The organism is Neisseria sp. 19428wB4_WF04 (genome assembly GCF_015235335.1).
Classification (GTDB): domain Bacteria; phylum Pseudomonadota; class Gammaproteobacteria; order Burkholderiales; family Neisseriaceae; genus Neisseria; species Neisseria musculi.
On sequence record NZ_JADGLG010000116.1, the window covers coordinates 1 to 1,248 of the forward strand.

Annotated in this window: 3 pseudogenes; 1 reads left to right on the forward strand and 2 read right to left on the reverse strand. The window is 43.4% G+C overall.

The window, feature by feature from the left end:
* Both IR141_RS12500 and IR141_RS12505 read right to left on the reverse strand, forming a co-directional pair.
* A pseudogene (locus IR141_RS12500) lies at positions 1-116 on the reverse strand (IS1595 family transposase); the annotation flags it as partial.
* A gap of 46 nt (positions 117-162) precedes the next feature.
* A pseudogene (locus IR141_RS12505) lies at positions 163-819 on the reverse strand (IS1595 family transposase).
* Between the two features lie 313 nt (positions 820-1,132).
* Here IR141_RS12505 and IR141_RS12510 point away from each other — a divergent pair.
* Positions 1,133-1,248, forward strand: a pseudogene (locus IR141_RS12510) (IS1595 family transposase); the annotation flags it as partial.

The window sequence follows — 1,248 nt, forward strand, 5'->3', positions numbered from 1 at the left end:
GTATTGGGCTGAATACCTAAGATATCGGCAGCAGAACGTGCGGTTACTTCCAATACAAAATATTCAAGCAGTTTTCTTTGCAGACTCTTCTTTAACTTACAGTGGGTTATCTTCATTTTGGCAGCCTGTCATGACTGCTAATCTACGTCAGCCCCTATAAATTTACTTTAAAAGCCCCCAAAGTTGGTGACTCAGTTCATCAGAGTTTCGATTCCATCGCCATCCGCATTCCCTCAGGTGCAAATCAAAGTTTTTGGTTACGCCGTTGAATTTGGCGGGCCTTCGTTTGGTAAAACTCCGGAAGCTTTCAATACCATTGATGTGCCCGGTACCATCCGCAAACTCATTTTGTCCGTGATTAACGCGCAAATGTTTAGAGTAGCCGGCATCGACCAGGCCGCTGTAACCGCGCCGGCTATCAGAATAAACAACACTCCCCAGAGAGACCTTTCCCAATATAACAGCTTGAAGTGTTTGCTTTTTACAATCAGGAACGATTTCGGTATAAACCCTGCCGTCTCTTTCGAAAATACCAAAGACGGTTGTTTAAGCGTTCCTCTGCCACGCTTTGACTTGCCATGGAAACCGCGCTGCCGTTTGGCACCAAAATAGCTTTCATCAACCTCCATGCTGCCGTATAACAGGTCTTTTTGCCCGCTTTGGCAGCGGTATATTTCGTGCCTGAAAATGCGATACCGGTGGTTGATGGTATTGCGGTTGAAGCCTGCCGGCAAAGCGGTTTTGAGGCTTCTATACCGACACAAAAATGCTTGATAATTTTTTGAGCTGATAGCCACTTAACTTGGTGTTATATTTCATTTTTCTAGGCTAACAGAGCTATTCTGCTAGTCTAGAGCCTTTTCTAATATCTACAATAACCGCAAAGGGTTTGAGATGATAGAAAATTCACGGGATGACTGATGCCGTTAAAATAAAGCTGTCTGAAACTCTTTTCAGACAGCTTGGATAAAGAAGCATAGTCGGTACGTTTGTATCTCATATATCTATATGAAATTGATGTTTTACTCGGGATACGCTTACCCTAGGCAGCAGGTTAGGGCGAAGCGGCAAAAACTCTCAAGAAAATAATAAAGGGGCTGACGTAGATTAGCAGTCATGACAGGCTGCCAAAATGAAGATAACCCACTGTAAGTTAAAGAAGAGTCTGCAAAGAAAACTGCTTGAATATTTTGTATTGGAAGTAACCGCACGTTCTGCTGCCGATATCTTAGGTATTCAGCCCAATAC